The organism is Streptomyces sp. NPDC046557 (assembly GCF_040645975.1).
Lineage (GTDB): Bacteria > Actinomycetota > Actinomycetes > Streptomycetales > Streptomycetaceae > Streptomyces.
In genome coordinates this window covers 56,173-80,124 of record NZ_JBEYZH010000013.1, presented here as the reverse complement: position 1 = coordinate 80,124, position 23,952 = coordinate 56,173, and the positions used below count along the sequence as shown (strand labels likewise).

23 protein-coding genes and 1 riboswitch are annotated in these 23,952 nt (G+C 72.2%); of the genes, 13 read left to right on the top strand and 10 right to left on the bottom strand.

Annotation, left to right across the window (positions count from 1 at the left end; translation table 11 throughout):
* Window positions 1–75 precede the first annotated feature (75 nt).
* Together ABZ934_RS21880 and ABZ934_RS21875 are read right to left on the bottom strand one after the other, a co-directional pair.
* Window positions 76–1,035, bottom strand: coding sequence for an SCO0930 family lipoprotein (locus tag ABZ934_RS21880; protein ID WP_361315697.1), 960 nt, complete (start codon window positions 1,033–1,035; stop codon window positions 76–78).
* A gap of 102 nt (window positions 1,036–1,137) precedes the next feature.
* A complete protein-coding gene (locus ABZ934_RS21875) occupies window positions 1,138–2,154 on the bottom strand; it encodes a GDSL-type esterase/lipase family protein (protein WP_361315694.1) in 1,017 nt (338 codons plus the stop codon).
* Window positions 2,155–2,523: 369 nt separating this feature from the next.
* Between ABZ934_RS21875 and ABZ934_RS21870 the strand changes: the two genes are divergently transcribed.
* Complete coding sequence (locus ABZ934_RS21870; RefSeq protein ID WP_361315692.1) at window positions 2,524–3,978, top strand: amino acid transporter; 1,455 nt, start codon at window positions 2,524–2,526, stop codon at window positions 3,976–3,978.
* Window positions 3,979–3,988: 10 nt separating this feature from the next.
* Entirely contained in the window at window positions 3,989–4,444 is a 456-nt protein-coding gene (locus ABZ934_RS21865; protein WP_069919364.1) for an Lrp/AsnC family transcriptional regulator, read from the top strand.
* A gap of 19 nt (window positions 4,445–4,463) precedes the next feature.
* Here the strand turns inward: ABZ934_RS21865 and ABZ934_RS21860 are convergent, their stop codons facing one another.
* Both ABZ934_RS21860 and ABZ934_RS21855 read right to left on the bottom strand, forming a co-directional pair.
* The gene (locus ABZ934_RS21860) at window positions 4,464–4,754 is read right to left on the bottom strand and encodes a WhiB family transcriptional regulator (protein WP_361315689.1); all 291 of its coding nucleotides are present in this window, start codon (window positions 4,752–4,754) and stop codon (window positions 4,464–4,466) included.
* A 275-nt stretch (window positions 4,755–5,029) separates the two neighbouring features.
* Window positions 5,030–5,782, bottom strand: a complete 753-nt coding sequence (locus tag ABZ934_RS21855; RefSeq protein ID WP_361315686.1) for a GNAT family N-acetyltransferase — start codon at window positions 5,780–5,782, stop codon at window positions 5,030–5,032.
* Between the two features lie 474 nt (window positions 5,783–6,256).
* On the opposite strand from ABZ934_RS21855, the gene ABZ934_RS21850 reads away from it, so the two are divergent.
* The 3 genes from ABZ934_RS21850 (at window position 6,257) to ABZ934_RS21840 (ending at window position 9,437) form a co-directional block, all read left to right on the top strand.
* The gene (locus tag ABZ934_RS21850) at window positions 6,257–6,652 is read left to right on the top strand and encodes a hypothetical protein (protein ID WP_361315684.1); all 396 of its coding nucleotides are present in this window, start codon (window positions 6,257–6,259) and stop codon (window positions 6,650–6,652) included.
* A gap of 234 nt (window positions 6,653–6,886) precedes the next feature.
* Window positions 6,887–7,687: a carbon-nitrogen hydrolase family protein gene (locus ABZ934_RS21845; RefSeq protein WP_361315681.1), complete on the top strand. Its 801-nt coding sequence runs from the start codon at window positions 6,887–6,889 to the stop codon at window positions 7,685–7,687.
* Window positions 7,688–7,742: 55 nt separating this feature from the next.
* Window positions 7,743–9,437, top strand: a complete 1,695-nt coding sequence (locus ABZ934_RS21840; RefSeq protein WP_361315678.1) for an NAD(P)/FAD-dependent oxidoreductase — start codon at window positions 7,743–7,745, stop codon at window positions 9,435–9,437.
* Window positions 9,438–9,547: 110 nt separating this feature from the next.
* On the opposite strand, the gene ABZ934_RS21835 is transcribed toward ABZ934_RS21840, so the two are convergent.
* From ABZ934_RS21835 to ABZ934_RS21810, 6 genes are all read right to left on the bottom strand, one after another.
* The gene (locus ABZ934_RS21835; protein ID WP_361315676.1) at window positions 9,548–10,222 is read right to left on the bottom strand and encodes a DUF5995 family protein; all 675 of its coding nucleotides are present in this window, start codon (window positions 10,220–10,222) and stop codon (window positions 9,548–9,550) included.
* Between the two features lie 75 nt (window positions 10,223–10,297).
* Window positions 10,298–11,701 carry a solute carrier family 23 protein gene (locus ABZ934_RS21830; RefSeq protein ID WP_361315674.1) on the bottom strand — a complete coding sequence of 468 codons (1,404 nt, stop codon included), beginning with the start codon at window positions 11,699–11,701 and terminating at the stop codon, window positions 10,298–10,300.
* A gap of 78 nt (window positions 11,702–11,779) precedes the next feature.
* The gene (locus ABZ934_RS21825) at window positions 11,780–13,000 is read right to left on the bottom strand and encodes an MFS transporter (RefSeq protein ID WP_361315671.1); all 1,221 of its coding nucleotides are present in this window, start codon (window positions 12,998–13,000) and stop codon (window positions 11,780–11,782) included.
* Between the two features lie 202 nt (window positions 13,001–13,202).
* Window positions 13,203–13,943 carry an NAD(P)H-binding protein gene (locus ABZ934_RS21820; protein ID WP_361315669.1) on the bottom strand — a complete coding sequence of 247 codons (741 nt, stop codon included), beginning with the start codon at window positions 13,941–13,943 and terminating at the stop codon, window positions 13,203–13,205.
* A gap of 30 nt (window positions 13,944–13,973) precedes the next feature.
* Window positions 13,974–14,894 carry an RNA polymerase sigma-70 factor gene (locus ABZ934_RS21815; protein WP_361315840.1) on the bottom strand — a complete coding sequence of 307 codons (921 nt, stop codon included), beginning with the start codon at window positions 14,892–14,894 and terminating at the stop codon, window positions 13,974–13,976.
* 95 nt (window positions 14,895–14,989) lie between these two features.
* Window positions 14,990–17,344, bottom strand: a complete 2,355-nt coding sequence (locus tag ABZ934_RS21810) for a chitinase C-terminal domain-containing protein (protein ID WP_361315667.1) — start codon at window positions 17,342–17,344, stop codon at window positions 14,990–14,992.
* 322 nt (window positions 17,345–17,666) lie between these two features.
* Window positions 17,667–17,797, top strand: a riboswitch (FMN riboswitch).
* Between the two features lie 216 nt (window positions 17,798–18,013).
* On the opposite strand from ABZ934_RS21810, the gene ribD reads away from it, so the two are divergent.
* The 8 genes from ribD (at window position 18,014) to ABZ934_RS21770 (ending at window position 23,950) form a co-directional block, all read left to right on the top strand.
* On the top strand, window positions 18,014–19,093 hold the full coding sequence (ribD, locus tag ABZ934_RS21805) for a bifunctional diaminohydroxyphosphoribosylaminopyrimidine deaminase/5-amino-6-(5-phosphoribosylamino)uracil reductase RibD (RefSeq protein ID WP_361315837.1): 1,080 nt from the start codon (window positions 18,014–18,016) through the stop codon (window positions 19,091–19,093).
* Window positions 19,094–19,717: a riboflavin synthase gene (locus ABZ934_RS21800; protein ID WP_361315664.1), complete on the top strand. Its 624-nt coding sequence runs from the start codon at window positions 19,094–19,096 to the stop codon at window positions 19,715–19,717.
* Window positions 19,714–20,367, top strand: a complete 654-nt coding sequence (locus tag ABZ934_RS21795; protein ID WP_361315662.1) for a nicotinamide mononucleotide transporter family protein — start codon at window positions 19,714–19,716, stop codon at window positions 20,365–20,367. The genes ABZ934_RS21800 and ABZ934_RS21795 overlap by 4 nt, the downstream gene beginning before the upstream one ends.
* The gene (locus ABZ934_RS21790) at window positions 20,364–21,665 is read left to right on the top strand and encodes a bifunctional 3,4-dihydroxy-2-butanone-4-phosphate synthase/GTP cyclohydrolase II (RefSeq protein WP_361315659.1); all 1,302 of its coding nucleotides are present in this window, start codon (window positions 20,364–20,366) and stop codon (window positions 21,663–21,665) included. Before ABZ934_RS21795 ends, ABZ934_RS21790 begins: the two co-directional genes overlap by 4 nt.
* A 57-nt stretch (window positions 21,666–21,722) precedes the next feature.
* The gene (ribH, locus tag ABZ934_RS21785) at window positions 21,723–22,208 is read left to right on the top strand and encodes a 6,7-dimethyl-8-ribityllumazine synthase (RefSeq protein WP_007262951.1); all 486 of its coding nucleotides are present in this window, start codon (window positions 21,723–21,725) and stop codon (window positions 22,206–22,208) included.
* Window positions 22,209–22,243: 35 nt separating this feature from the next.
* The gene (locus tag ABZ934_RS21780) at window positions 22,244–22,525 is read left to right on the top strand and encodes a phosphoribosyl-ATP diphosphatase (RefSeq protein ID WP_136210765.1); all 282 of its coding nucleotides are present in this window, start codon (window positions 22,244–22,246) and stop codon (window positions 22,523–22,525) included.
* A gap of 73 nt (window positions 22,526–22,598) precedes the next feature.
* On the top strand, window positions 22,599–23,447 hold the full coding sequence (gene hisG / locus ABZ934_RS21775; protein WP_361315657.1) for an ATP phosphoribosyltransferase: 849 nt from the start codon (window positions 22,599–22,601) through the stop codon (window positions 23,445–23,447).
* 41 nt (window positions 23,448–23,488) lie between these two features.
* Window positions 23,489–23,950 (top strand): PH domain-containing protein, encoded by a 462-nt coding sequence (locus tag ABZ934_RS21770; RefSeq protein ID WP_361315654.1) that lies wholly within the window; start codon window positions 23,489–23,491, stop codon window positions 23,948–23,950.
* Window positions 23,951–23,952: the final 2 nt, after the last annotated feature.

Below are 23,952 nucleotides of genomic sequence, written 5' to 3'. Positions count from 1 at the left end.
GACGGGTGCGCGGCCCCGGCCCTCGGGGGGAGGGGAGGACGGGGGCCGCGCGGTCCGTGGGTCGTGCCGGGCCCGCTACGGGGCCGTGATGAGCTTGCCGTCGGGGGCGACCGCGTACCAGGTGCCGCCCACACCCTGACCGTTGCTGTCGCCGGCCTTCTTGTCCCCGGTGAAGGTGTAGACGGGCCAGCAGTTCACCGTCTGCTGCTTCTTGCCGTCGGGCCGGTCCGACACCAGGAAGTTCTTCTCGACGATGCCCTTGGCGTTCGCCTTGTCCACCGGCGGCACCACCGGCCACTTGGCCACACAGTCGCCCTCGCACTTGGAGACCATCGGCCAGGCGGTGTCCGGCTTGAAGCGGTAGACCGTCATCCCGTTGCCGTCGACGATGTGCTCACCGAGCGTGGGATCCTTCGCCACGGTCAGCGCGCCCGTCGCCTGACCGGCGCCGGCGGGCGCGGCGGCCGGCTTGGCGGCCTTCTTGCCGTCCGGCGCCGCGGCGAACCACGTGCCGCCCACGCCCTGACCGCTGGTGTCGCCCGCCTTGGTGTCCTTGGCGAACCGGTACACCGGCCAACCCGCCACGGTGAGCTGCTTGCTGCCGTCGGTCCGCACCACCTCGCCGAGCAGCGACGCGTCCATGCCCGCGGCGGCGGTGGCGTCACCGGCCGCGACCGCCGGCCAGTTCTTCGCGCAGTCGCCGTCGCAGTTCGACTTGGACGGCTTGGCGGTGTCCTTGTCGAAGCGGTAGAGGGTGAAACCGGCGCTGTCGGTGAGTACGGAACCCAACTGGCCGTCGGCCGCGATCGCCAGCTGCCCGGCGCCCTTGGCGGCCGACGCGCCGGGCGCGCCGGCCGCCGCCGGGTCGGCCCCGTAGGGATCGGCGACGGGCGCCTGGGAGGCGACGGCCGCGGCCGGCTTGGTGGTGTCGGCCGCCTTGTCGTCGCCGCCGCACGCGGTCGCCGTCATGGTGACGACGATCGCGATCGCGGCCAGGGACGTTCCGCGCTTGATGCCCATGGTGATGTCTCCCACGTGTGGTGTCCGCCGAGTCCGTCGCCGGAGCGTCGGCAATGTGTGCAGGACACGTCGTCGGGGGAGCGCACTGTTCAGCCCGGCCGGTGTGTGCTCTTTCACCTAACCCGCGTCGAACCCGGCGCGCCGCAGGGCCGTGACCACAGCGAGGCCCAGGACCCGGTGCCCGTCGTCGTTGGGGTGCAGCCCGTCCGCGAGGTGCTCGGGGCCGAGCAGGTCCCGGCCCGGCAACAGGGCCAGCCGGCCGTCCCCGGCCGCGATCCGGTCGTGGACGGCGCGCTCCATGGCGTCTCGCAGGGCGCCCAGGGTGGCGCCGAGCCGGTTCGGGGTGCGCTCCGCGTCGGGGCGCAGCACGGGGGACAGGAGCAGCAGGGGTGTGTGTGGGTGGCCCTGCCGTACGAGGTCGAGGAACGCGCGCGTGGTCTCGTAGAGCATCGGGGCGGAGAAGGGCACACGGGACCAGCAGTTGGTGCCGAAGGCGAGCGTCAGGACGTCGGCGGGGAGCTTGGCGAGCTGTTCGGCGGTGGCGAGTTCGCCGCGCGCGGCACCCGCGTACCCCAGGTTGACGGTGTCCCAGCCCAGTTCCCGCCCGGCGACCGCGGCCCAGCCGTGGGCGGGGCGGGTGGACCACCAGCCCTCGGTGATGGAGTCTCCGTGCACCACCCAGCGGAGGGCCGGCGGGGCGGGGGCGAGGGGGCCACCGATCCCGCGCACCCCGAGGATCAGCGGCGACTGGGCCTCGGGCGGGTGGACGGTGAACGGCCCGCCGCCGCCGGGCAGTCCGATCCGGACGACGGCCTCCGGGGCGGGCTCGGTCCACACCTCGCGCAGGGCCCCGTGGCGGTCCCAGAGGGCGAAGCCGTGCGCGACGTCACGCAGCGCGTCGGTGGGCCGGGGCACGGTCGCGCGGTAGCGGATCTCCACGGCGCGGGCCCGGCCGGCGGTGAACTCCAACCGCACCCCGATGGGCAGCGTCGCCCGTTCACCGGTGTCCCAGGGCAGTCGCATGGTGTCCGCCGGGTCGGCGCGCACCGGCCGGCCCTCGTCCAGCCAGGCGACCCCGCGCAGGAAGGGGCCCGGGTCCTGCCACGCGTCGTCCGCGCCGCTCACCGCTCTCACGCATCGCCTCCGGTCGTGGGGTGGGGGAACGCTTCGATTCGTACCCCGCCGGGAGGGGTTCACCGCCCGCGCGGTCGAACCCCTCCAAAAACGGCTGTGGGGCGGTCTGCGCAGTGATCGATCATCCGCGCGCAACAAAGGACCATCCGGGACAGATCCGCGCAACGATCGTGCGCCAATGTGCAAGGATGGTGCATTACGGGCGGTATCACTCAGCTCGTAGGCTCACTCGCTGTACGTGGAGTGGCGCGAACCGCCTGCTCGGCGGTCCCCCATGCCCAGGCAGGCTCCCCGCTCGCCTGTTCCTGCTCCGGACCGCTGCGGTCGACGCCTGAAAGTCCCCATCCGCAGTGTCAAAGGAGTCCTTTCGTGCTCGAAACCGGCCAGGCGCCACCGCTCACGTCCGAGCCCCGCAAGCCTGCCCATCCTTTGCTGCGCCGCAAGCCGGTCGAGCAGTTGGTCGCCGAGGGCGGCCAGGGTGAGGGCGGCTCCCTGCGCCGCTCGCTCACCATGTGGCAGCTGACCATGATCAGCATCGGCGCCACCCTGGGCACCGGCATCTTCGTCGTCCTCGGTGAGGCCGCCCCCAAGGCGGGCCCTGCCGTGACGATCTCCTTCATCCTCGCGGGCCTGACCGCGCTGTTCTCGGCCCTGTCCTACGCCGAGCTCGCCGGCTCCGTCCCCGTCTCGGGGTCCTCGTACTCGTACTCCTACGCCACCATGGGCGAGTTCGTCGCCTGGATCTGCGGCTGGTGCCTCATCCTGGAGTACGCGGTGTCCGTCGCGGCCGTCGCCGTCGGCTGGGGCCAGTACCTCAACGAACTGCTCGACGGGACCATAGGCGTCACGATCCCCGAGAAGATCGCCGCCCCGATGGGCGAGGGCGGCTGGATCAACCTGCCCGCGCTGGTCGTGGTCCTGCTCGCGATGGTCTTCCTGATGCGCGGCGCGAAGGAGAGCGCCACGGTCAACTCGATCATGGTCGGCGTGAAGATCGTCACGCTGCTGCTCTTCATCGGCATCGGCGTCATGGGCATCAAGTCCGGCAACTACACCCCGCTGGCCCCGCTCGGCGTCACCGGCATCAGCGCCGCCGCCTCCACGCTCTTCTTCTCGTACATCGGCTTCGACGCCGCCTCCACCGCCGGTGAGGAAGCCAAGAACCCGAAGAAGGACCTGCCGCGCGCGATCATGCTCTCCCTGGGCATCGTCACGATCCTCTACGTCCTCGTCGCCTTCGTCGCCGTCGGCGCCCTGCCCTGGCAGGACTTCGCGGGCACCGAGGCCGCGCTCGCCCAGATCATGACCAACGTCACCGGTAACAGCTTCTGGGGCGTCGTCCTCGCGGCCGGCGCGGTCGTGGCCATCTTCTCCGTCGTCTTCGCCGTGCTCTACGGCCAGACCCGCATCCTCTTCGCGATGTCCCGCGACGGCCTCGTCCCCAAGGTCTTCGCCAAGGTCGACGCCAAGACCGGCGCGCCCCGCGCCAACGTCGTGATCGTCTCGCTCTTCTGCGGCGCGCTCGCCGCCTTCATCCCCCTGGGTGAGCTGGCGAACGCCACCAGCATCGGCACGCTCTTCGCCTTCGCCCTGGTCAACGTGGCCGTCATGATCCTGCGCCGCACCAAGCCCGACATGCCGCGCACCTTCAAGGTGGCCCTGTACCCGGTGACGCCGATCCTCGGCTTCATCGCCTGCGCCTACATGATGTACAGCCTGCCGGGCGCCACGTGGGTCGCGTTCGGTGTCTGGATGGCGGTCGGCCTCGTGGTCTACTTCCTGTACGGCATCCGCCGCTCCCGACTGGCCACAGCAGAGAAGTGATCCACCCGCAGTGCGACTGAACGATCTCGACGAACGCATCGTGCACGCCCTCGCCGAGGACGCCCGCCGCTCCTACGCGGACATCGGCTCCGAGGTCGGCCTCTCCGCCCCCGCCGTGAAGCGGCGCGTGGACCGGCTGCGCGCGGAAGGGGCCATCACCGGCTTCACCGTCCGTGTGGACCCTGCCGCCATGGGCTGGGAGACCGAGGGCTTCATCGAGATCTACTGTCGCCACAACACCTCGCCGGACGACATCCGGCGAGGTCTGGAGCGGTACCCCGAGGTGGTGTCCGCGTCGACCGTCACCGGCGACGCGGACGCCCTCGTCCAGATCTTCGCCTCCGACATGCGCCACTTCGAGCGGGTGCTGGAGCGCATCGCGGGCGAGCGCTTCGTGGAGCGCACCAAGTCGGTCCTCGTCCTGTCCCCGCTGCTGCGCCGCTTCACCTCCGGCGCCCCCGCCTAGGTCCTCTCGGACGGTCCTCTCAGACGCGGGCCGGGGTGCGGTCGTCCAGCAGGGCGCGGCGCTCCTCTTCCGTGAGGCCGCCCCACACCCCGAACGGCTCGCGGGTCGTCAGCGCGTGTTCCAGGCAGGCCGCGCGCACCGGGCATCCGGCGCAGACGCGCTTCGCCGCCTCGTCCCGGACCTCACGGTCCTCGCCCCGCTCCCCGGCGGGGTGGAAGAACCGGCCGGAACCCAGGTCCCGACAGGCGGCACGGGCCTGCCACTGCCAGTGGTGGTGGGCGGAACCCGGCAGGCGGGAGACGTCGGACATGGCGGTTCCTTTCCGTGGGAAGTCGTCGGTATCAGCGCGTGTGACCCTTCCCCGCGCACTGAAACCCCTCCCCCGTCCGGGAATCCCCACCGTCCGCCCACCGGCCCCGGGCCCGCTCCCGCGCCGGCCCGTCCGAGTCGGGGCGGGGGGTGGGGAGGCCGCCCGTCCACTGCGTGTCCACCGCCACCCCCCTGTTCATCACTCAACCCGGCGCCGACGCTACGGGAGCGGTCGGCCGCACTCAATGAACGGCGTGTTTCGGCTTCCTTTCCACGTCAGAGGCCACGTCCGGGGGCCGCCCCCGGGGTCGCGTCCGGCTCGGCGTCGGGAGTGCGCAGCCCGATGAACACCGGCTCGCGGCGCAGGGTGAAGCCCATCGACCGGTACAGCCGGATCGCGCCGGTGTTCGCGGCGGCGGCGTGCAGGAAGGGAACGTCCCCCCGCTCGCGGACGGCGGCGGCCACCGCGCGGACCAGCCGCCCGGCCAGGCCCTCGCCCCGGTGGTCGGCATGCGTGCACACCGCGCTGATCTCCGACCAGCCGGGCGGCCGCATCCGCTCCCCGGCCATCGCGACCAGTCGGCCCCCGCGCCGGATCCCGAGGTACGTGCCCAGCTCCACGGTGCGCGGGGCGAACGGGCCCGGCTCGGTCAGGCGCACCAACTCCAGCATCTCGGGCACGTCGGCCGCTCCCAGCCGGACCGCCTCGGGGTCGGCCTCGGCCCGCACCGCGCTGCCGTCCAACTGCACGCCCGGTATGGACCGCACCGTCTCCCACCCCTCCGGTGGGGTGGGCAGGCCGGTGAGCCAGACCTCACGGCCGGGACCGACGAGGGCGGCCAGGTCCGCCCAGGCCAGCGGGTCCACCGGATCGGCGAGGGCCGCGAAGGGGTTGGCGTCGCGCACGTAGCGGGCCGCGCGGCCGGCCACTTCCGCGAAGTCCCGGTGCGTGCCCGTGAGGGCCGCCCAGACCGGATTGTCGAGGGGGTGGGCGGCGGTGGCGGTGAGGGTGTCCGAGTCGGGGGCCATGGGCGGCGGGGTCCTTCGGGTCGGAGGCGGAGGCATCGCGGCGCGTCCGCCTTCTTGACGGCCCTGCGGGACGCCACGACACTGCGGGGGACGGTCAGGATCGTCAGCGCCCGCACCGGGCGCTTTATGCCCGAGGACAGGATGGGATCGGTGGACATGCCCCGGACACCCGGCACGGAGGCCCAGCCCCTCCGCCGCTGCCGGCTGACCCGGCGCCTCTACATCGACCTCCTGCGGGTCTGCGGCGCGCAGCGCGCCTGACCCGTCGTCGCCGGCGCCGCACGGCGCGGACCGGTCCCGTGGGCGCACCGCGCCCCGGCGGGCAGCCGGCGCCGTCCCCCCGCCCCGCCATCGTGGCGCACCCGCACGCCCGGTCGCCGTATCGGTGCGCCCTTGCCGTGCCCCGCGGCCCGCGTCCCGTGGCCCGCGTCCCCGTGCCCCGCGTCACTCCCACCGCACCCACCCAGGAGAGCCATGCTCCAGATGGTCCTGCCCCGCACCGGCCCCGCCCCGACCCTGCGCGGCCGCATCGGCGCCGGCTTCTCGCCGGAGCCCCACCGTTACCACCTCTACCTCTCCGCCGGCTGTCCCCGCTCCCACAGCCTGACCACCGCCCTCTCCCTGCTCGGCCTCGCCGACTCCGTCGGCACCACCGTCCTCGGCCCGCCCGCCACCCACGCGGCGCTGCGCCGCGCCTACGAGGCCACCGGACACCACTACGACGGGATCCTGACCGTGCCCGCCCTGTGCGACACCTGGAGCGGCCGCGTCGTCGGCAACCACACCCCCGACATCCTGGAAGACCTCGCCCGCCTCGCCCGCCTCGCGGGCCGCCCCGACCTCGCGCCGCCCGGCGGAGGCCCCCGCTGACCCCCGGCGCACGGACCGGCGCGGGCCCGCGCGTACCCTCGTACGTACGCCGTTCCCGCGCCCCCCGCCTCCGCGATGAGGGGCGCACGCAGCGCCCGCGCAACGAATGTCCGTAGCGGCCCCTAAAGACGCAACGAATCGATGCTCCGAGCGCAACGGACACGTCTTGTCGTGGTCGAACGGGCGAACGTACCGTCTAGGGACACCCTTCCCACCCGTCACAGAGGTACGCCCATGCCCCCGCTGCGCACCGCTCTCCTCCAGAGCTCCGGAGTACTCGGCCACCCCGCCGAGAACCTCAAGAGGCTCGACGAGGCCGCGGCGCGTGCCGCACAGGGCGGGGCCGGGCTCCTCGTGACCTCGGAGATGTTCCTGACCGGCTACGCGCTGGACCTCCAGGACATCCCCGGGCTCGCCGAACCGGCCGACGGCCCGTCCGCCGTCGCCGTCGGCGAGATCGCCCGCCGCCACGGTGTCGCCGTCCTGTACGGCTACCCGGAGCGGGCGGGCGAGGCGGTCTACAACTCCGCGCAGCTCATCGGCCCCGACGGGAGCGCGCCGGCGAACTACCGCAAGACCCATCTCTTCGGCTGCTTCGAACAGGACGCCTTCACCCCCGGCGACACCCCCGTCGTCCAGGCGGACCTGAACGGCCTCCGCGTCGGCCTCATGATCTGCTACGACGTGGAGTTCCCCGAGAACGTCCGGGCCCACGCGCTCGCCGGGACCGACCTCCTCCTGGTCCCGACCGCGCAGATGCACCCGTTCCAGTTCGTCGCCGAACAGTTGGTCCCCGTACGGGCCTTCGAGAACCAGATGTACGTCGCGTACGTCAACCGCACCGGCCCCGAGGGCGAGTTCGAGTTCGTCGGCCTCAGCTGCCTCGCCAGTCCCGACGGGGTCACCCGCACGCGGGCCGGTCGCGGCGAGGAGCTGGTCATCGGTGACGTGGACCCCGAGCTGCTGCGGGTCTCGCGCGAGACCAACCCGTACCTGCGCGACCGCCGCCCCGGGCTCTACGCCTCCCTCGTCTGAGCCCGCCCCCGCCTGCCCCCACCTGCCACAGTCCGTTCGCAAGGAGCCGTACCCCATGACGTCCACGGTGCCCACCGCCGTCCCGCACAGCGACGGACAGCCCCCGATCACCATGTTCGGTCCGGACTTCCCGTACGCGTACGACGACTTCCTCGCCCACCCGGCGGGGCTCGGCCAGATACCGGCGACCGAGCACGGTACCGAGGTCGCGATCATCGGCGGCGGGCTGTCCGGCATCATCTCCGCCTACGAGCTGATGAAGATGGGCCTCAAGCCCGTCGTGTACGAGGCCGACCAGATCGGCGGCCGGCTGCGGACCGTCGGGTTCGACGGCCCGGGCACGGACGGCCTGACGGCCGAGATGGGCGCGATGCGCTTCCCGCCGTCCTCCACCGCCCTCCAGCACTACATCGACCTCGTCGGCCTGGTCACGGAGCCCTTCCCGAACCCGCTCGCCGAGGCCACCCCCTCGACGGTCGTCGACCTCAAGGGCGAGACGCACTACGCCGAGACCATCGCCGACCTGCCGCAGGTCTACCGCGACGTCGCCGCCGCGTGGAACGCCTGCCTGGAGGAGGGCGCGGACTTCTCCGACATGAACACCGCGATGCGCGAGCGGGACGTCCCGCGCATCCGCGAGATCTGGGCGAAGCTCGTCGAGAAGCTCGACAACCAGACCTTCTACGGCTTCCTGTGCGAGTCGCAGGCCTTCCAGTCCTTCCGCAAGCGCGAGATCTTCGGCCAGGTCGGCTTCGGCACGGGCGGCTGGGACACCGACTTCCCGAACTCCATCCTGGAGATCCTGCGCGTCGTCTACACCGAGGCGGACGACCACCACCGCGGCATCGTCGGCGGCTCGCAGCAGCTTCCGCTGCGCATGTGGGAGCGCGAGCCCGAGAAGATCGTCCACTGGGCCCAGGGCACCTCGCTCTCCTCCCTGCACGACGGCGCCCCGCGCCCGGCCGTGACCCGCCTGCACCGCACGGCCGGCAACCGGATCACCGTCACGGACGCGTCCGGCGACATCCGCACCTACCGGGCCGCGATCTTCACGGCCCAGTCGTGGATGCTGCTGTCGAAGATCGCGTGCGACGACACGCTCTTCCCGATCGACCACTGGACGGCGATCGAGCGGACCCACTACATGGAGTCCAGCAAGCTCTTCATCCCCGTGGACCGGCCGTTCTGGCTGGACAAGGATGAGGAGACCGGCCGCGACGTCATGTCGATGACGCTGACGGACCGGATGACCCGCGGCACCTACCTGCTGGACAACGGCCCCGACCAGCCGGCCGTCATCTGCCTCTCGTACACCTGGTGCGACGACAGCCTGAAGTGGCTTCCGCTGTCCGCGAACGAGCGGATGGAGGTCATGCTGAAGTCCCTCGGCGAGATCTACCCGAAGGTCGACATCCGCCGCCACATCATCGGCAACCCGGTGACGGTGTCCTGGGAGAACGAGCCCTACTTCATGGGCGCGTTCAAGGCGAACCTGCCGGGCCACTACCGCTACCAGCGCCGCCTGTTCACCCACTTCATGCAGGACCGTCTCCCCGAGGACAAGCGCGGCATCTTCCTCGCGGGCGACGACATCTCCTGGACGGCGGGCTGGGCGGAGGGCGCGGTCCAGACGGCCCTCAACGCGGTCTGGGGCGTGATGCACCACCTGGGCGGCTCCACCGACGCCACCAACCCCGGCCCGGGCGACGTCTACGACGAGATCGCCCCGGTCGAACTCCCCGAGGACTGACCCTCCCCGGACCCCCGATCCCGGGCCGCCCCCGCGCTTCCCCCCCAGCGCGGCGGCGGCCCGTTCTCATGCCCGGGCTGTCCTCATGCCCGGCCCGCCCGCACATGGGGTCAGGACGCGAAGGCCCGGGCCACACGCGGAACCAAGGGCGTCGGGGTCAGCAGGCAGCGGCCGACCAGGCCGACGCTCGCGTCGAGGGATTCGCGGAACTCCTCGGCGATGTCCGGGGTGCGGCGCAGCGTCCACAGGAGCCGGGACGCCGCCCAGGCGCCCGAGCGGGCACGCTCCAGGCTCCAGGAGCCGAGCAGGTGCGTCAGCGGGTCGGCGACCTCCAGCAGGTCGGGACCCGGCATCAGGTCCTCGCGGATGCGCTCCTCCAAGGAGACCAGCACGTCCCCGACCCGGTCGAAGTCCCCTTCCAGCGCCGCCGGTTCACAGTGCAGCCGGTGGCAGGTGGCGACCACCGCCAGCGCCAGGTCGTGCCCGATGTGCGCGTTGATCCCGGCCAGCGCGTGCTGGAGCGGACGGACGCCGGGGTGGCGGCGGTACTGGAGCAGGGGCCGCCAGCAGGCCGGGGCCCGGTCCGCTTCCACCGCCGCCAGGTAGCGCTCGGCGAAGCGGACCGTCAGGGTCTGGGCCCGGCGCGGCGCGGGGAAGTCCCCCTCCCGGACGCGCCGCTGGAGCGTCTCCGTCACCGTCAGGTAGACCCGGTTGAAGACGGCCACGCCGTCGTGCGCGGGCAGCCGCTCGTCCAGGGCGCGCATCCGCGCGAGCACCGCTTCCATGGAGGCAGACTCGCAGCCGGGGCCGTCCGTTCGGGGAACTTGGCCGTAGGCTTCCCCGGTTCGGGCGAAACTCCGTCAACCGCGCGTGTCCGGGGCGTCCCGAGTGTCCTGGTCGTCGTACGCGGAGGTGCCCGCGTCGAGCAGTGGCCCCTGGACCTTGAGGTGCGCGGGCGCGAAGTACCGCAGCGCGTGGTAGCCGCCGACCACCACGATCGTGCCGAGCGCGATGCCGCCCAGCTCGAACGTGTCGGTGATGTGCAGCTTGACCCCGCCGACGCCGATGATGATGCCCGCCGCGGCCGGTACCAGGTTCAGCGGATTGCGCAGGTCCACCCCGGCGTTCAGCCAGATCTGGGCACCGAGCAGGCCGATCATCCCGTAAAGGATCACGGTGATGCCGCCGAGCACCCCGCCCGGGATGGCGGCGACGACCGCCCCGAACTTCGGGCACAGGCCGAACAGGAGGGCGAAGCCCGCCGCCGCCCAGTACGCCGCCGTCGAGTAGACGCGGGTGGCCGCCATGACGCCGATGTTCTCGGAGTACGTGGTGTTCGGCGGGCCGCCGAGCGCGGTGGACAGCATGGAGGCCGCGCCGTCGGCCGCGATGGCGGTGCCGAGCTTGTCGTCGAGCGGGTCGCCGGTCATCTCCCCGACGGCCTTGATGTGTCCGGCGTTCTCCGCGATGAGCGCGATGACGACCGGCAGCGCCACGAGGATCGCCGACCACTCGAAGGCCGGCGCGTGGAAGGCCGGCAGCCCGATCCAGTCCGCCTTGGAGACCGCGGAGAGGTCGAGTCGCCAGTGGTCGGCCGCGGGCCCGCCGCCCACCGTCGAGTGGATCATGCCGAAGGCGAGGTCGAAGACCCAGGAGACCGCGTACCCGAAGACCAGACCGAGGAAGATCGCGATCCGGGACCAGAACCCGGGCAGGCACACCACGGCCAGTCCGGTGAAGACCATCACCAGCAACGCCGTCCACTGGTCCTGCGGCCAGTACGTCGACGCCGTCACCGGAGCCAGGTTGAAGCCGATCAGCATCACCACGGCGCCCGTGACCACCGGCGGCATCACCGCGTGGATGACCCGCGCGCCGAAGCGCTGCACGGCCAGACCCGCGAGGAACAGCGCCCCGCCGACCACGAACACCGCGCCCGTGACGACCGCGCTGTCCCCGCCGCTCGCCCGGATGGTCGCGGCGACGCCCACGAAGGAGAGGGAACAGCCCAGGTACGAGGGCACCCGGCCGCGCGTCGCCAACAGGAAGAGGACGGTGGCGACGCCGGACATCATGATGGCGAGGTTCGGGTTCAGGCCCATCAGGACCGGCGCGACGAAACTCGCGCCGAACATCGCCACCACGTGCTGGGCGCCGAGCCCGACGGTACGCGGCCACGACAGCCGCTCGTCCGGCCGGACCACCGCGCCGGGGGCGGGCGTCCGCCCGTCCCCGTGCAGGGTCCAGCCCACGCCGAAGCCCATGTCCACCACTTCCGTTCCGCCGCCCGATGGTCGATATTGGCTGCACGCGGTCAAGTATCGCGCCGGCCAGCGGACATCCTACGGCCGGATAGTGGCCGGTTCGTCCCGATTGGCCGGGGTGCCGCCTTCCCCGCCCGCCGGCCGGCGCCGCAACACCGCCGCCCCCGCGACCAGGGCGAACGCCAGCAGGGTGACCAGGACGAACGACACCACCAGCGAGGTCGCGTCCGCCACCGCCCCGATCGCCGACGGGGCGATCAGCCCCGAGGTGTACGTGATCGTCGCCACCCCCGCGATGGCCTGCGCCGGAGCGGGCCCGCTGCGCGCCGCCGCCGCGAAGGCCAACGGCACGACCACCGCGATGCCGAGCCCGATCAGGGCGAACCCCGCCAGAGCGCCGGCCGGATGCCGGACCGCGACCACCGACAGCCCGCCGGCGGTGGCCAACAGGCCGCCCGCCCGCACGGTGCGCACCGGGCCGAAGCGGTCGACCACCCGGTCCCCGGCGAGCCGCGCGACCGCCATGGTCAGGGCGAACGCGGTGGTGGAGGCGGCCGCGAGGCCCGCGTCGGTGTGCAGGACGTCCCGCAGGTAGACGGCCGACCAGTCCAGGCCCGCGCCCTCGGCGAAGACCGCGCAGAACCCCACCGCGCCGATCAGCAGCGCCGACTTCGGCGGCAGCGTGAAGTGCGGCGGCGCCTCGGCCTCCGCGTCGCCGCGCGGGTCCAGGACGCCCCGTACGGCGAACAGCCCGGCCGTCGTCAGGACGAGTGCGGCGATCGGGTGGTGCAGTCGGGCATCGGTACCGGTGTGGGCGGCGACCGTACCGGCCGCCGAGCCGATCAGCGCCCCCACGCTCCACATGCCGTGCAGCGACGACATGATCGAGCGGCCGAGCCGGTCCTCGGTCTCCACGCCGAGCGCGTTCATCGCCACGTCGGCCATGCCGGAGGTGGCCCCGTAGACGAACAGCGCGCAGCAGAGGGCGGCCAGGCCGGGGGCGAGGCTCGGCAGGGCGAGGGACAGGGTCCACAGGGCCAGCAGGCCGCGCAACGCGGTACGGGGCCCGAACCGGTGGTTGATCCGGCCGGCGAGCGGCATCGCGAGGGCGGCGCCGAGGGCGGGGAAGGCCAGGGCCAGACCCAACGAGCCCGCTCCGAGCCCGGCGTGCTCCTGGATCCAGGGGATACGGGTGGCGAACGAACCGGTGACCGCGCCGTGCGCGCAGAACACGGCGGCGATCGCGAGCCGGGCACGGCGCAGGCGCACGGGCGTGAGGTCCGTTTCCCCGGTCGTCATGCCGACAACCTACCGAAGCGCGCCCGCCGCCGGCCCGACCGCGGCCACAACCCAGCCCGAGACCCGGCCCCGCCGGCGACCGGGGCCACGAACCAGCCCCGCCGGCGTTTGAGGCGCCGGGTGTGGGGCGGAGCCCCACGGAGCCCGGCGCATCCGGGGCCGCTCGCGCAGCCGGGGGCGCACCCGCCCCCGCGCCCCGCCCTCAGCCGGCGGCGCCGCGCAGGAACTCCGCGAAGCCCTCCCGACCCACGGCCTGCGACGGCGCCAGGTGCCCGCCCCGCCGGAACGCCGCGTACGCCTTGCCCGCCAGCGGCACCTGGACCACCCACCGCCGGCGGCCCGTCGCCGCCAACCGGGCGCGGACCAGCCCTGTCAGAGGGCGGATCTCCGGCCCGCCCATGTCAGGGACCCGCCCCGCCGCGACCGGTACCGCAAGCTCCGCGAGCCGGTCCGCGACCTCCCCGACCGCGATCGGCTGCACCCGTACGTCCTTCGGCACCGGCACCACCGGCAGTTTGCCCAGCGCGTCCGCGAACTGCCCGACCAGGTCGTGGAACTGGGTGGTCCGCAGGATCGTGACGCCGAGCCCGGACTCCTCCAACAGCCGTTCCACCTTGTGCTTCGTCACGTAGTAGCCGAACGGGACCACGTCCACCCCGACGATCGAGATGTAGACGACGTTGGTGACGGTCCCCGCCCGTCGGGCCGCCTCGATCAGGTGGCCGGCCGCCACGTCGTCGCCGCCCCTCGGGGAGCTCGCGCAGTGCACGACGACCTCCACGCCCGCCATCGCCGCGTCCAGCCCGCTGCCGTCCCGCAGGTCGACCGGGTACTCCTTCGCGTGCCGGCTCAGGACGCGGACCTCGTGGCCCGCCGCCCGCAGCCGGGTGACGACGAGCGCTCCGAGGGTGCCGGTTCCTCCGGTGACCAGAATCGTGCTCATGGTGGTGTGCGTCCTTTCGGTAAAGTGCGTTCACCAGCCCTGACCGGGCAGCCTCCCCGGATGTGACAGCTGCCGCAGCACGAATTCCAGCTTCCGCGGGTTCACGACCGCCCGCATCCCGCCGACCAGCGCGTCCCCGCCGTCCGGGCCCTCCTCGAACTCCACGACCAGCACCGCCGCCCCGCCGAACACCAGAGCCGGCATCCCGTTGACCTCCGCGTGGGCGACCGGCAGGCCCGCCGTGTACTTCCCCAGCGCCCCCCGCAGGAAGCGGGCCACCTTGTCCCGCCCCACGATCGGCCGCCGGGCCGCGTTGACCACGCCGCCACCGTCCGCCACGTACCGCACGTCGGCGCTGAGCAGGCTCTCCAGCCGCGCCACGTCCCCGTCGCGCGCTGCCGCCATGAAGGTCTCCACCAGGCCCTGCCACCGGCTCGGGTCCGCCCGGAAGCGCGGTCGCGGCGCCGCCACCCGCTGGGCCGCACGCCGGTACAACTGGCGGCAGTTGGCCTCGGTGAGGTCGAGCAGTTCGGCGATCTCCCCGTGCCCGTACGCGAACGCCTCGCGCAGCACGTACACCGCCCGTTCCATCGGCGTGAGCTGCTCCAGCAGCACCAACAGGGCCATGGAGACGCTGTCCCGCCGCTCCGCCGAGTCCAGCGGGCCGAGCGTGCCGTCCGAGGTGAGCACGGGCTCCGGGAGCCAGGGGCCGACGTACTCCTCGCGCCGCGCCCGGGCCGAGGTCAGGCGGGTGAGGCACAGGCGGGTCACGGTCTTGGCGAGCCAGGCCCCGGGGTGCTCGACGTCGCCGCGGTCGGCCGCGCTCCAGCGCAGGTACGCGTCCTGGACGGTGTCCTCGGCCTCGTGCGCGGAGCCCAGCATGCGGTAGGCGATGCCGAACATCCGGCCCCGGTGTTCCTCGAAGTCCGCCGCGGAGGCGGATGCGGGCATGTTCACCGGAGCAGCCTACGGGCGAGGACCCGGTGGCCGCCGGGTCACCGGGTCCTCGCCCGTAGGCGGGAGTCACCCGCCCTCACCCGCCGGTGTCAGCAGGCGCCCTGGTCCTTCCAGACGCCCCAGTCGCCGGTGGTGCCGGGCTCCTCGTTCTGCGTCCACCACTGGGCCTTCCAGGTGTGGCCCTTGTCGGAGACGACCGTTCCGCCCGTGTACACCTGGCCCGCGACGTACGCGGGGGCGGTGCAGGTTCCCCCTGGGGGAGGCGTCGTGGGCGGGGTGGTCGGAGGCGTGGTGGGGGTCGGGGTGGGAGTGGGGGTGCTCGTGCCGCCCGGCTCGACCACCGTCGTACCGCGCGCCAGGTCGCCGGCGATCCCGTATGTCCTGCCGCCGAAGGTCACCGTCCAGTTGGACGGGGTGGAGGTCGGCAGGTAGTAGACGAAGTCCAGTTCCACCGAGGCTCCGGGGGCGAGCGACTGCCAGGCCGGCAGCTTGAGCGAGACCCGGTTGTAATCGCCCTTCAACCCGCCCACGTTGCTGCCGGTGTGGTCGCTGCGGATGACGGTCGTGCCCCAGCCGGACTGGTCCTTGGCGTTGTTCGGCGCCGAGGACGCGTAGTCGAATTGGAACTCCGTGCCGCCCGGCAGGGTCGCCGTCGTACTGTTGGTGATCTTGAGCTTGGGGCTGATGGGGTAGTTGGAGTCGCCCAGCGGGAACTGGGTGAAGTCCACGTCCACCTTGACCGCTTCGGTCGGCATGGGGATCGTGGCGCGCTTCGCGCCGTAGGGGGTGGCCGACTTGAACTTCTCGTACATCGTCGTGGTGAGCGTGTCGCCCGTCTCGTACTGGCCCTTGGCGGCGTTGTATCCGTAGTCGCCCGCCAGTTCCCAGACCATCGTGCCGCCGATGCCCTTGTTCACCACGTAGTCGGCCTTGGCGGCCACGGACTGTTCGTCCTCCGTGGACAGGAAGACCTTCTTCTGGTCGTTCCACAGCCACGGCGCCACCAGCGTGGAGTCGTACTTGCGGACGTAGGCGCCGGTCAGCGTGGTGTTCGCGGGGAAGCCGTACTTCGTGACGTAGTCGCCGACGACGCCCTTCTCCAGGTTCTTCGCGTGCCACATCGGATTGGAACCGGCCGGGGCCTCCTTGCCCGCCGTGTCCAGGTCGTGCCACAGGTTGTCGATGCCGACCGCGCCGTCACCGCACTTGGTCAGTCCCGCACCGGCCGGACAGTCGGTGGCCGGGGCCTTGCCCCACAGGCCGTCCGTGCCGCCCTGGACGTTCTTGAAGCCGCGGGTGTAGTACGGAAGGCCCATGTTGATGCGGCCCGCCGGCATCGAGCCGCGGAAGTAGTGGTAGGCCCAGTCGGAGTCGAGGTAGCCGATGCCGCCGTACTGGGAGGTGGAGTAGACGCCGGCGGCGGCCAGTTCGCCGTCCTTGCCGTCGTCGAAGAGGGAGGCGTTGGGGCCGACGTACTCGTTCCAGGCGCCGTGCAGGTCGTAGGACATGATGTTGACGTAGTCCAGGTACTTCTGCATCTGGAACGTCTCCATGCCCCGCAGCAGGTAGCCGGAGGAGGGCGCGGCGACCGAGAGCAGGTAGTGCTTGCCGTCGGCGGCGCCCGCCCGGTCGAGCCGCTCGCGCAGCGACTTCGTCAGCGCGGCGTAGCCCTTGACCAGTCCGGCCCGACGGGCGTTCGAGAGCTGCCAGTCCAGCGGGTTGCCCGCGTCCTTCATCGTCGTGGGGTACTCGTAGTCGATGTCGACGCCGTTGAAGCCGTAGGTGCGGATGAACGCGACGGAGGAGTCGGCGAAGGTGTCGATGCCGGCCTGGTTGACGGAGCCGTCGGCGTTGGTGGCCATCGAGTAGAAGCCGCCGGAGGCGACCCGGTTCCCGTCGTCGCCGAAGTAGCCGCCGGTCTCCGCCCAGCCGCCCACGGAAATGAGGGTCTTGACGTTCGGGTACTGCTTCTTGAATTTGTTCAGCAGGTTGAAGTGGCCCTTGTAGGGGAGCGTCGGGTCCATCTCGGCCCCGGGGACGCCGGGCCAGGTCATGCCGGTGGCGGCGTTGTTCGCGTTGTCCGCGCCGACCGAGATCTTGTTGTCGGCCCCGACGTGGGCGAAGGCGTAGTTCAGGTGGGTGACCTTGGACCACGGGACGTTGTTGGCGAGGTAGGCGGGGGTGCCGTCCTTGCCGGTGCGCCAGCCGGTGAAGTAGCCGATCACGCGCCGCTGATGGTCGGCGCCCATCTTCTCGCGGCCTTCGGAGTCGTAGACCGAGCAGTACGGGACGTTGACACCGGGCGTCTTGTAGAGCCCGTCGGGACGACAGCTCTCCTGGTCGGCGGCGTGTGAGACGCCTGTCGAGAGCCCGGCGACCAGCAGTCCGGCGATGGCCGCGCCGGATGCCAGGAGCATCGCTCTCGTACGTGTGGGGGACGGCATGGTGCCTCCTGGGGAGGGGAGGATGGCAGGACATGGCGGCTCAACGCACAGGGGAATGGCGCTGGTTGGCCCGCGGCGTGCGCACGCCGGCGGACCTCCTCCCGGGGAAGATGAAGGGAACGTTAAGAGGACTAGACCACCCCGTCAATAGGTCTGGACCAAAGTGCGCACCCCGTCCGGGCCGCCTCCCGGCTCACACCCCGTCGCGCACTCCGGCCGGCTCGATGGCCCGCTTGAGAATGGCCGGTTTGTGATCCAGGCCACAGCGCCTCACCCGCATGGGCGCAGAACGCCCGTGGCACACTGGCCCTAGTACCAGTAGCAGCGCACTCCGGGGTCGGTGTAATTCCGAACCGGCGGTTATAGTCCGCGACCCGTCCGCAGCCGGCGGCCGGTTGACCAGGTGAAATTCCTGGACCGACGGTTAAAGTCCGGATGGGAGGCAGTGCGCGGCGGGCCAGTCACCGGTACGCCGCCGTCGGCGGTCCATCGGGCGTATCCCACGGGATACCACCGGAGGGACCCGCTTTTCCGGCCCGGCGTCCTCGCGTGTGCTTCCCGCTTCATCTGTCGTATCCTGACAGGCCCCGGAGTCCGTGCCCGATGAGGCAGGAGGACCCGGTGGCGACAGACGCCGCGCAGACCGCACCCGAGACGGGTGCCGCCGCCATGCGCCGGGCGATCGCGCTCGCGGCCCGCGGACTCGGCTCCACCAGCCCCAACCCCGTCGTCGGCTGCGTCATCACCGACGCCGCCGGTACGGTCGTCGGCGAGGGCTGGCACCAGCGGGCCGGCGGCCCGCACGCCGAGGTCCACGCCCTGCGCGCCGCGGGCCCCGCCGCCCGCGGCGGCACCGCCTACGTCACCCTCGAACCCTGCAACCACACCGGCCGCACCGGGCCCTGCGCGCAGGCCCTCATCGAGGCGGGCGTGGCCCGTGTCGTCTACGCCGTCCCCGACCCGAACCCGCAGGCCAGTGGTGGCGCCGCCACCCTGCGCGCGGCAGGGATCGAGGCCGAGGGCGGCTTCCTGAAAGCCGAGGCCGAGGCGGGGAACACCGCCTGGCTGACCTCCGTACGCCTGGGCCGCCCCCACGTCACCTGGAAGTACGCCGCCACCCTCGACGGCCGCAGCGCCGCAGCCGACGGCAGCAGCCGCTGGATCACCTGCCCGGAGTCCCGCGCCGACGTCCACCGGCTGCGCGCCGAGGCCGACGCCGTCCTCGTCGGCGGCGGCACCCTGCGCGCCGACGACCCGCACCTCGCCGTACGCGGCGTCGAAGGGGCCACCCAGCCCCTGCGCGTGGCCCTCGACACACACGCCGCCCTGCTCCCGGGGGCCCGCGTCCTCGACGACGCGGCCCCGACGCTGCTCGTGGTCGCCGAGGACGCCGACACCCGGCACCTGCCCGGCGTCGACCTGCTCCGGCTGCCCCTGCACGACGGTCGCGTCGCCGTCCCCGAACTCCTCGCGGCGCTGCACGCCCGCGGCGTGCGCTCCGTGTTCCTCGAAGGCGGCCCCGCCCTGGCGGGCTCCTTCCTCGAAGCGGGGGCCGTCGACCGCGTCGTCGGCTACCTCGCCCCGGCCCTGCTCGGCGCGGGCCCCGCGGCCCTCGCCGACGCCGGCGTCACCACCATCGCCGACGCGGTGCGCCTCGACATCACCGAGGCCGTCCGCGTCGGCACCGACCTGCGCATCACCGCCGTCCCTGTCACCGCCGTCCCCACCACCGCCCCCAAGGAGCACTGAGTGTTCACCGGAATCGTCGAAGAACTGGGCGAGGTCACCGCCGTCGAGCAGCTCGCCGAAGCCTCGCGCTTCCGCCTGCGCGGCCCCCTCGTCACCGAGGGCGCGAAGCACGGCGACTCCATCGCCGTCAACGGTGTCTGTCTGACCGTCGTGGAGACCGCGGACGGCGAGTTCACCGCCGACGTCATGCAGGAGACCCTGAACCGCTCGGGCCTCGGCGCCCTCGTCAAGGGCTCGCGGGTCAACCTGGAGCGCCCGATGGCGCTCGGCGGACGCCTCGGCGGCCACCTGGTCCAAGGACACGTCGACGGCACCGGCGAGATCCTCTCCCGAACCCCCTCCGAGCACTGGGAGATCGTCAAGGTCGCCCTCCCGGCGCACCTGTCCCGCTACGTCGTGGAGAAGGGCTCCGTCACCGTCGACGGGGTCAGCCTCACCGTCGTGGAGGCCGCCGCCGACTGGTTCACGGTCAGCCTCATCCCGACCACCCTCGCCCTGACCACGCTCGGCCTCAAGCAGCCCGGCGACCCGGTCAACCTGGAGGTCGACGTCCTCGCCAAGTACGTGGAACGGCTGCTGGCCGCCGGAGTGAACCCGCTGCGCACCGAAGGAGACCACCAGTGACCGCCCTGACCTGGCTCAACGCCCAGGCGTTCGAGATCGTGGGCCAGAAGGTCATCTGGTCCGACATGATCGGCAACCTGATGGGCCTGGCCGCCCTCGCGCTCGGCTGGCGCCGTTCCATATGGACCTGGCCCGCCCAGCTCCTGTCCGGCCTCATCCTGATCGCCGCCTACGCCTCCGCCCACCTCGCCGGCGGCGTCGGCAAGCAGCTCCTCGTCATCGGCGTCGCCGTATGGGGCTGGCGCGCCTGGCAGCGCGGCCGGCAGCAGGCCCAGGACGGCTCCATCGCCGTGCGCACCGCGAGTTGGCGCGAGCGCGGTCTGCTCCTGGCCGGAGCGGCCCTCGGCACCCTCGCCGTGGGCGGCCTCTTCACCCTGTTCCCGAACCTGTCGTGGAGCCCGTGGGCCGACGCGTACATCTTCGTCGGCACCATCGTCGCGATGGTCGCCCAGGCCCGCGGCCTGGTCGAGTTCTGGTTCGCCTGGCTCCTCGTCGACCTCGTCGGCGTCCCGCTCGCCTTCACCAACGGCCTGGCCTTCTCCGGCCTCGTCTACGTCGTCTACTTCGCGCTCGTCCTGTGGGGCGCGTACGACTGGTACCAGCGCTCGCGCACCACCACCGCCCCGGCCCTCGAAGGAGCAACGGCATGACCACCCTCAAGCCCGTGCCGGACGTGCCCGAAGACGCCCCAGAGGAGACCTTCCGCCTCGACCCCGTCGAGCAGGCCGTGCGGGACATCGCGGCAGGCCGCCCGGTCGTCGTCGTCGACGACGAGGACCGCGAGAACGAGGGGGACCTCGTCATCGCCGCCGAGATGGCCACCCCCGAGATCATCGCGTTCATGATGAGCGAGTGCCGCGGCCTGATCTGCGCCCCCATGGAGGGCCCCGAGCTGGACCGGCTCGAACTCCCTCAGATGGTCCAGCACAACACCGAGTCGATGAGGACGGCCTTCACCGTCTCCGTCGACGCGAGCGCCGCCCACGGCGTCACCACCGGCATCTCCGCCGCCGACCGCGCCACCACCCTGCGGCTGCTGGCCGCCGGGACCTGCGAGCCCTCGGACTTCGTCCGCCCCGGCCACATCTTCCCGCTGCGCGCCAAGCCCGGCGGCGTCCTCGTCCGCGACGGCCACACCGAGGCCGCCGTCGACCTCGCCCGCCTCGCGGGGCTTCGCCCGGCCGGCGCCATCGTGGAGATCGCCGGCGAGGACGGCGTCATGCTGCGGCTGCCCGAGCTGATCCCCTTCGCCCGCAAGCACGGCCTGACGATCATCTCCATAAAGGATCTGATCGCCTACCGCCGCTCCGCCGAGCCGACCGTGCGCCGAGAGGCCGAGGTCAACCTCCCGACCGCCTTCGGCGGGTTCACCGCGTACGGCTACCGCTCCACCGTCGACGGCGTCGAACACGTCGCCCTCGTCCACGGCGAGGTCGGCGACGGCGACGACATCCTGGTCCGCATGCACTCCGAGTGCCTGACCGGCGACATCTTCCAGTCCCAGCGCTGCGACTGCGGCCCCCAGTTGCACGCCTCCATGGCCCGCATTCAGGCCGAGGGCCGCGGCGTGGTCGTCTACCTGCGCGGCCACGAGGGCCGCGGCATCGGACTGCTGTCCAAGCTGCGCGCGTACGAACTCCAGGAGCGCGGCCGCGACACCCTGGACGCCAACCTGGAGCTGGGCCTGCCCGCCGACGCCCGCGACTACGGGGCCGGCGCCCAGATCCTCGCCGACCTCGGCGTCCGCAGCGTACGGCTGCTCACCAACAACCCAGCCAAGGCGGACGCCCTCGTCGGCCACGGCATCGCCGTCGCCGGCCGGGAGTCGATGCCGATCGAGGCGGGCGAGCACAACCTGCGCTACCTGCGCACCAAGCGCGACCGGATGGGTCACGACCTGCCCTGGCTGGAGGGGCCCGTGACCACCTCGGCCTGCGGCAACCAGTAACCCCGTCACCATCCCACCCCGTACCGACCCACTACACGAACCACGAGGAGCAGAGCTGTGAGCGGCAAGGGCGCACCCGAACTGAGTGTGAAGAACTGTGGCGACCTGCGGGTCGCCGTGATCGCGGCCCAGTGGCACGAGAAGGTCATGGACGGCCTGGTCGACGGCGCCCTGCGGGCCCTGCACGAGCTGGGCATCGACGAGCCCACCCTGCTGCGCGTCCCCGGCAGCTTCGAGCTGCCGGTCGTGGCGAAGGTACTGGCCGGTCGCGGCTACGATGCCATCGTCGCCCTCGGTGTGGTCATCCGTGGCGGCACCCCGCACTTCGACTACGTCTGCCAGGGCGTCACCCAGGGCCTGGTACAGGTGTCGATCGACACCGGAGTCCCCGTCGGCTTCGGCGTCCTGACCTGCGACAACGACGAGCAGGCGCTGGACCGCGCCGGCCTTGAGGGGTCGAACGAGGACAAGGGGCACGAAGCGGTCACCGCCGCCGTCTCCACCGCCATGACCCTGCGGACCGTCAGCGAACCCTGGCGCTGAGCGGCGGCGGGGGACCCCTTATTCTGAGGACCATCATGGCGAACAAACCCACCAAGAGCTTCGAAGAGCTCTTCACCGAGCTCCAGCTCAAGGCCGCCAACGGCGACCCCGGCTCCTCCCGCACCGCCGAGCTGGTCGGCAAGGGCGTCCATGCCATCGGCAAGAAGGTCGTCGAGGAGGCCGCCGAGGTCTGGATGGCCGCCGAGTACGAGGGCAAGGAAGCCACCGCCGAGGAGATCTCGCAGCTGCTGTACCACGTCCAGGTGATGATGGTCGCGCGCGGGATCTCCCTCGACGACGTCTACGCGCACCTGTAGACCCCGGCCGGAGCACATCCCGCGGGTCCCCCGCCCGCACCCGTTCTCGCACCTACGCACCCAAGGAAGCCCCATGCTGCGCATCGCCGTCCCCAACAAGGGTTCACTCTCCGGACCGGCGTCGGCGATGCTCCATGAGGCCGGCTACCGGATGCGCAAGGAGTCCAAGGAGCTCGTGGTCGTCGATCCCGAGAACGGGGTCGAGTTCTTCTACCTCCGCCCCAAGGACATCGCGATCTACGTGTCCTCCGGCAAGCTCGACATCGGCATCACCGGCCGGGACCTGCTGCTCGACTCCGGCGCCAGCGCCGAGGAGATCCTGCCGCTCAACTTCGGCCGGTCCACCTTCCGCTACGCCACGCTGCCCGGCACCGCGAAGGGCCCCGAAGACTTCACCGGCATGACGATCGCGACCTCGTACGAGGGAATCGTCGCCAAGCACCTCGCCGAGAAGGGCATCGACGCCTCCGTCGTCCACCTCGACGGCGCGGTCGAGACCGCCATCCAGCTCGGCGTCGCCCAGATCATCGCGGACGTCGTGGAAACCGGCACCAGCCTGCGCAACGCCGGCCTGGAAGTCATCGGCGAGCCGATCCTCACCTCCGAGGCCGTCGTCATCCGCGGCAACGGCACCGACCAGGACGACCCGCAGGCCCAGCAGTTCCTGCGCCGCCTCCAGGGCGTCCTGGTGGCCCGCAGCTACGTGATGATGGATTACGACTGCCGCGCCGAGCACCTGGAGCGCGCGGTCGCCCTCACCCCCGGCCTGGAGTCGCCGACCGTCTCCCCGCTGCACAACGAGGGCTGGGTCGCGGTCCGCGCCATGGTTCCCGCCAAGGAAGCCCAGCGGATCATGGACGACCTGTACGAGCTCGGCGCGCGCGCGATCCTCACCACCTCGATCCACGCCTGCCGTCTCTGACCCCGACCCTCCGGAACCTCGCAGAACCGAGCGCACACACCATGGCCGACGCCGCCGCCCAGCCCGCACCGCCCGCCCTGCCGGTCACCTTCCGGCCGACCCGCACCCGGGCCGTCCTGCTGGGCGCCGGCCTGGCGATCTTCGTCACCATCACGGCCATCGCCCTGCTCCTGGACCTGCACCCCGGCGAACGGATCAGCTTCGTCTGCACCGCGGTCCTGCTCAGCTCCGTCCTCGTCCTGCTCAGCCGCCCCAAGGTGGTCGCGGACGAGGCGGGCGTCACCGTCGTCAACCTCACCCGGACCCGCCGCCTGGCATGGGCGCAGATCGTCCGGGTGAACCTCCGTCCGGGCGATCCCTGGGTCTTCCTCGACCTGAGCGACGGCACCAGCCTCCCCGTCCTGGGCATCCAGCCCGGCGTCGCCAAGGCCCGGGCCATCGGCGACGCGCGGGCCCTGCGCGCCCTCGCCGAGGCCCGCGGGAGCGGTGCGAAGGAGCACTGAGC